This window comes from Arhodomonas sp. KWT, assembly GCF_010993615.1.
On record NZ_WNXE01000146.1, the window covers coordinates 1 to 6,581 of the forward strand.

A 6,581-nucleotide genomic window follows, 5' to 3' on the forward strand; every position below is an offset into this window, starting at 1 on the left:
GTGACAAAGCACGGCACGCCGGCAACCTCGAGGGGCCGGGCATCCATGAAGACCATCTCCCGGCTGTCCGGGGCGAGCTCGGCCATGACCTCCGCGGCAGCCGGCCCCTGCAGGGCAAGCAGCGCCCGGTCGAAGCGGGACTCGACACGGACCCCGGCGCCCGCGTGGGCCTCCAGGTGGGCAAGGTCGTCATCCTTGCAGGCCGCGTTGACCACCAGGTAGAGGTGATCACCGGCATTGCAGACCATGAAGTCGTCGAGGATGCCGCCGCGCTCGTCGGTGAACAGCGTGTAGCGCTGGCGCCCGGGCTTGAGCCCGGCGATGTTGCCCGTGGTCAGCGACTCCAGCATCCCGGCGGCGTCGGCGCCGTACAGGCAGACCTGCCCCATGTGCGAGACGTCGAACAGCCCGGCACGCTCGCGGGTATGCAGGTGCTCCTTCATCACCCCGAGCGGGTAGCTCACGGGCATGGCGTATCCCGCAAAGGGGACCATCCTGGCCCCGAGCTCCCGGTGCAGGGCATCCAGCGGCACCCGGCGGAGATCCGTATCGTCGCTCATGACCCAACCCCTTCGCGCTGCGGCTCGTCCATGTACTCGCTCATCGGCGGGCAGGCGCAGACGAGATTGCGGTCGCCGTAGACGTTGTCGATCCGCGCCACCGGCGACCAGTACTTGCCCTGGCGCTGCCCGGCCATCGGGAAGACTGCACTCTCCCGGGAGTAGGCGCGGTCCCATTCGCCCACCAGGTCCGCCGGCGTATGCGGGGCATGACGCAGCGGGCTGTCGTCCGCCGCGAGGTCGCCACGCTCGATGGCCCGCACCTCCTCGCGGATCGCCAGCATGGCGTCGCAGAAGCGGTCGAGCTCGGCCTGGGACTCGCTCTCCGTGGGCTCGATCATCAGCGTACCCGCCACCGGGAAAGACATGGTCGGGGCGTGGAAGCCGTAGTCGATCAGGCGCTTGGCGACGTCGTCCACGGTGACGCCGGTCTCGTCCTTGATCGGGCGCAGGTCGATGATGCACTCGTGGGCGACCAGCCCATCGCGCCCGGTGTAGAGCACCGGGTAGGCATCGCGCAGTCGTGCGGCAATGTAGTTGGCGTTGAGAATGGCCACCTCGGTGGCGTCGGTGAGACCCGAGGCCCCCATCAGCCGCATGTAGGCCCAGGAGATGGGCAGGATGCCGGCGCTGCCCCAGGGCGCCGCCGCCACCGGCACGCCACCGGATTCGACCCCGCCGTAGCGGTGCCCGGGCAGGTACGGCGCCAGGTGGGCGCGCACACCGATGGGGCCGACGCCCGGACCGCCCCCGCCGTGGGGGATGCAGAAGGTCTTGTGCAGGTTGACGTGGGAGACGTCGCCGCCGAACTCGCCCGGCTGGGTCAGGCCCACCATGGCGTTGAGGTTGGCGCCGTCGATGTAGACCTGCCCGCCGTGCTCGTGGACCAGTGAACAGACCTCGCGCACGGTGGTCTCGAACACCCCGTGGGTGGACGGGTAGGTGATCATGATCGCGGCCAGGCGCTCGCCGTGCTCGGCGAGCCGGGCGCGCAGGTCATCCATGTCGATGTTGCCGTCACCGTCGCAGCGGACCACCACCACGCGCATCCCGGCCATCTGCGCGGAGGCCGGGTTGGTGCCGTGGGCGGACGACGGGATGAGGCAGACGTCGCGCTCCGGCTCGCCACGGTCGCGGTGATAGTCGCGGATCGCGAGCAGCCCGGCGTACTCGCCCTGGGCACCGGCATTGGGCTGCAGCGACACGGCGTCGTAGCCGGTGACCGCACAGAGCATGCGCTCCAGGTCGGCGAACAGCTCGCGGTAGCCCCCGGTCTGCGCCGCGGGGGCGAAGGGGTGAATCCCGCTGAACGCCGCCCAGGAGACGGCCAGCATCTCGGTGGTGGCGTTGAGCTTCATGGTGCACGAGCCCAGCGGGATCATCGCCCGGTCCAGCGCCAGGTCGTAGTCCGCCAGGCGGCGCAGGTAGCGCAGCATCTCCGTCTCGGAGCGATAGCGGTGGAACACCGGGTGGGTGAGGAATGCGCTCTGCCGCGCCAGACCGGCGGGCAGCGCATCGGCCACGCGCTCGTCGAGCGCCGCGACCTCCGGGACCGCCGCGTCGTCCGCGAACACCGCCAGCAGCGCGGCCACGTCCTCGCGGGTGGCGGTCTCATCCAGGGCGATGCCGATCCGACCCGCACCCAGGTCGCGCAGGTTGTAGCCGGCATCCATCGCCGCCGCGAGGCGGCCGTCGGCGGCGTCACCGGCGTCGACCGCGATGGTATCGAAGAACGGCGCGTCCACCACGCCCCAGCCGAGCTCGCGCAGGCCCTGGGCGAGGATGGCACCCAGGCGGTGCACCCGGCGCGCGATGCGAGTCAGCCCGTCGGGGCCGTGGTAGACCGCGTACATCGCAGCGATGACGGCGAGCAGGGCCTGCGCCGTGCAGATGTTGCTGGTCGCCTTCTCGCGGCGGATGTGCTGCTCGCGGGTCTGCAACGCCAGGCGGTAGGCGGGGTCGCCGTGGGCGTCCACGGATACGCCCACCAGCCGCCCGGGCAGGGCCCGCTTGTGGCGATCGCGGGTGGCCATGAAGGCGGCGTGCGGACCGCCGAAGAACAGCGGCACGCCGAAGCGCTGGGCACTGCCGACAACCACGTCCGCCCCCATCTCGCCGGGGGGCGTGAGCAGGGTCAGCGCGAGCAGGTCCGTAGCCACCACGGCCATGGCGTCGGCCGCGTGGGCCGCCTCGATCGCGGCGCTCGGGTCACGGACGGCGCCGTCGGTCCCCGGGTACTGCAGCAGCACGCCGAAGAAGCCGGACTCGGGCAGGCCCTGCCCCGGATCCCGGACCTCCACCTCGATGCCCAGGGGCGCCGCGCGGCCGCGCAGGACATCGATGGTCTGCGGATGGCAGTTGGCGTCCACGATGAAGACGTTGCCGCGATTGCGCCGGTTCACACGCTGGCACAGGGTCATTGCCTCCGCCGCCGCGGTCGACTCGTCGAGCAGCGACGCATTGGCGATCTCCATGGCAGTGAGGTCCATCACCATGGTCTGGAAATTCAGCAGCGCCTCGAGCCGGCCCTGGGAGATCTCCGGCTGGTAGGGCGTGTACGCCGTGTACCATGCCGGGTTCTCCAGCACGTTGCGCTGGATGACCGTCGGGGTGTGGGTGCCGTAATAGCCCGCGCCGATGAAGGAGCGCTTGACCTCGTTGCGCGCGGCCATCCGGCCGAGCTCGTCAATCACCTCCGCCTCGCTGCGCGGACCATCCAGCGCCAGCGGGGCGTCCATACGGATGTCCTCGGGCAGCGCCCGGGCGATGAGCGCCTCCATGCCCTCGGCGCCGACGGTCTCCAGCATACGCCGGCGCTCCCCGGCGTCCGGCCCGATGTGCCGGCCGAGGAACTCGTCGTGGCCCTCCAGGGCCGTCAGGGGGGTATGCGGTTCGCTCATGGGGTCGCCTCACTCTCTATCGTGGCGGCAATGCGCTGCCGGGAGCGATCAGTCCCGCAACCGTAGCCCGGGCATATCGATTTGTTAAATCAATACTCCCAATGGTCGCATAAATTTCTCAAATGCGACTACAGGCGACTCTCGAGGTTGGCGGACATATAGGCCACCAGCGCGTCGATGGCCTCGGTGGTGCGCGCCGGGTCATAGTGCAGGCGCACCTGCACTGGCGGGAGGCGGGGCAGATGCTCGGCGGCGGTCACCGCCCGCAGTCCGTTCGGGACGATGCTGCGTGCGAGCACCGTCACGCCGAGACCGGCGAGTACGCCCGCGCGGATCCCCCCGAAGCTCGCGCAGGTGTAGGCCACCCGCCACGGCACCGCCTCACGCTCCAGGTGCGAGAGGATCCGGCCGCGGTAGACGCAGCCCTCCGGGGCCACCACCAGCGGCACCGGCGTGCGCACGTGGCTGTCGTGACGGGGACTCGTGACCCACACGAGTTCCTCCGTCCAGCCCGCTCCGGAGGCGACGTCCTCGGCATCGGCGTGCAGCGCGAAGACCAGGTCCAGCTCCTCGCGCTCGCGCCGGGCAAGCAGCCGGTTGCTGAGGTCGCAGGTAACCTCCAGGGTGACGTTCGGATGGGCCTTGGCGAACTTGCCGAGGATTTCCGGGAGAAAGGAGCTGGCGAACTCGTTGGGCACCCCCAGGCGGACCGTGCCCGCAAGCTCCGGGGTGGCCAGCCGCCCCATTGCCTCGCGATTGAGCGCGAGGATCCGCTGGGCATAGTCGAGCAGCGTCTCCCCGGCCGGCGTGAGACGCAGGCGGCGGCCGTCGCGCACCAGCAGCGACTGGCCCGTGAGCTCCTCGAGGCGCTTCATCTGGAGGCTGACCGCCGGCTGGGAGCGGCCCAGGCGCTCGCCCGCGCGGGTAAAGCCCTCGGCCTCGGCAACCAGCACGAAGCTGCGCAGCAGCTCGGTGGGGATGTAATCCATACTCATCTTCCCAGAGGGATTGCCGTGTGTCAGAACGCCGGAGCGGTTCGGGGGCAAGGCGCGTTCGCGCCGGCGTGGCGGGGCTCACGTCAAGCAAACGCAACGCCGTCGAGGGAAGACTAGTACATCCTCCGCCGCGGACAGCGGTCGTAACGGCGCCCGGCGGCGGTCAGCCGCCGAGCGCGGACGCCATGATCGGCAGGTAGTGATCCAGCAGCAGCAGCGCGAACAGCGCCATCAGATAGATAATCGAGTAGCCGAACGAGCGCATCGGCAGCGAGGCCGAATCGCTCACCAGCATGGCCACGCCGTAGCCGAGGTACACCACGCCAAGGACCATCGCACCGACGAAGTACAGCCAGCCGCTCATCCCGGTCGCGAAGGGCAGCGCCGTCACCGCCACCAGCAGCAGGGTGTAGAACAGCACATGCCAGCGGGTGAATCGGTCGCCGTGGGTGACCGGCAGCATCGGGATGTCGGCGCGGGCGTAGTCCGCCTGACGGTGGATGGCCAGCGCCCAGAAATGCGGCGGCGTCCACGTGAAGATGATCAGGAACAGCAGCAGCGCGTTGGGATCGACGCTGCCGGTCACCGCCGTCCAGCCAAGCACCGGCGGCGCGGCACCCGCCGCGCCGCCGATGACGATGTTCTGCGGCGTCGCCCGCTTGAGGAACATCGTGTAGACGAACGCGTAGCCGAGCAGCGAGCCGAAGGTCAGCAGCGCGGTGAGCGGATTGACAAGGTAGTACAGCAGGCCGAGGCCGGCGACGCCGAGCAGCGCGGCGAAGGCGATCGCGTGGGGCAGCCGGATGTGGCCGCTGGGGATGGGCCGGCCGCGGGTGCGCGCCATGCGCGCATCGATGCCGCGATCGACCAGGTGGTTCACCGCCGCCGCCGAGGCGGCGGCGAGCGCGATGCCCAGGTTGCCGATCGTCAGCGCCCGCCAGGGCACCTCGGTGGTCACCGCCAGCAGCTCGCCGACCACCGCGGTAAACACCATCAGCGCGACCACGCCGGGCTTGCAGAGCTCGTAGTAGTCCCGCCAGTGACGGATGAGGTGGCGATGCACCGGTAGATCCTCGCTGGCGGCGACGGAGGCGGTGTGATTCATGACAGTCGGCTCGGATGTGCGAAGTGATTCAGCGCGACGAGCACCGCGAGCAGTATCGCGGCGCCTGCATTGTGCGCCACGGCCACGCCGAGGGGCAAGCTGAACAGGACGTTACTGACCCCCAGGGCGAACTGCGCGGTGACGCCCGCGGCGAGCGCGGCCCCGCCCGCGGCGGCGAGGCCGCCCCGGCGGATCAGCGCCAGCCCCAGGCCGAACAGAGCGAGGAAGACCACCACCGCCCCGGCCCGGTGGGCCAAGTGGATCGCGACCTTGGCCCCGCGGCTGAGGTGGGTACCATACTCGTAATCGGGCCCGATTCCGTGCCAGGGGTCGAAGCCGGCCGGGAAGTCCGCTACCTCGGGCCAGACCTCACCCGGCGTGCATGCCGGGAACTCGTTGCAGGCGAGCGCGGCGTAGTTCGCGCTGGTCCAGCCGCCCAGGGCAATCTGGCCGGCGAGCAGCGCGAGCGCCGCCACCAGGGCGACGCGCCAGCCCCGCGGCAGGCGCAGCGCGCCGGCACCGCCAAACACACGCAGGGTCTGCCAGGTGAGCAGCGACAGGGTCGTGAGCCCGCCCAGCAGATGGGCCATGACGATCAGCGGCTTGAGCTTCCAGGTCACGGTCCACATGCCCAGAAGTGCCTGGAAGACGATCACGGCCACCAGAGCCAGCGGCACGGCCAGGGGCTGGCCGGGCTCGCGCCGGTTACGCCAGGCCAGGACCGCGAGCGCGAAGACCAGCAGCCCGAGTGTGCCGGCCACGTAGCGGTGAACCATCTCCTTCCAGCCCTTCGCCGCCTCCACGGGCCGGTCCGGGTAGGCGGCGTTGGCGCTCGCGATCTCCTCCGGGGCGTCCGGGACGCTGATCTGGCCGTAGCAGCCCGGCCAGTCGGGACAGCCGAGACCGGCGTCGGAGAGGCGCACGTAGGCGCCGAGCACGACCACGACGAGGGTCAGCAGGGTCGCGATGAGGGACAGTCGCCGGAACCACGGGGAACGGGACACGCGGATTTCCTCTTGCT

At 70.4% G+C, this 6,581-nt stretch carries 4 protein-coding genes and 1 pseudogene; all 5 read right to left on the minus strand.

The features are described 5' to 3' along the window. Window positions 1–560 (minus strand): annotated as a pseudogene (gene gcvT / locus G7A99_RS15225) (glycine cleavage system aminomethyltransferase GcvT); the annotation flags it as partial. Beyond that, window positions 557–3,460 carry an aminomethyl-transferring glycine dehydrogenase gene (gene gcvP, locus G7A99_RS15230; protein ID WP_163141633.1) on the minus strand — a complete coding sequence of 968 codons (2,904 nt, stop codon included), beginning with the start codon at window positions 3,458–3,460 and terminating at the stop codon, window positions 557–559. The gene gcvP and the pseudogene gcvT, both read right to left, overlap by 4 nt. A gap of 128 nt (window positions 3,461–3,588) precedes the next feature. Next, the gene (locus G7A99_RS15235; protein ID WP_018718697.1) at window positions 3,589–4,449 is read right to left on the minus strand and encodes a LysR substrate-binding domain-containing protein; all 861 of its coding nucleotides are present in this window, start codon (window positions 4,447–4,449) and stop codon (window positions 3,589–3,591) included. 169 nt (window positions 4,450–4,618) lie between these two features. Then, on the minus strand, window positions 4,619–5,560 hold the full coding sequence (gene cyoE / locus G7A99_RS15240) for a heme o synthase (RefSeq protein ID WP_163141636.1): 942 nt from the start codon (window positions 5,558–5,560) through the stop codon (window positions 4,619–4,621). After that, window positions 5,557–6,581, minus strand: a 1,025-nt coding sequence (locus G7A99_RS15245; protein ID WP_371807624.1) for a heme A synthase, incomplete at its 5' end; no start/stop codon positions are given. The genes cyoE and G7A99_RS15245, both read right to left, overlap by 4 nt.

Bases quoted from the DNA above. Each gene is read 5' to 3' on its own strand.
- G7A99_RS15235 (WP_018718697.1), bottom strand. From the start codon at position 4,449: ATGGATTACATCCCCACCGAGCTGCTGCGCAGCTTCGTGCTGGTTGCC.
- cyoE (WP_163141636.1), bottom strand. From the start codon at position 5,560: ATGAATCACACCGCCTCCGTCGCCGCCAGCGAGGATCTACCGGTGCAT.
- gcvP (WP_163141633.1), bottom strand. From the start codon at position 3,460: ATGAGCGAACCGCATACCCCCCTGACGGCCCTGGAGGGCCACGACGAG.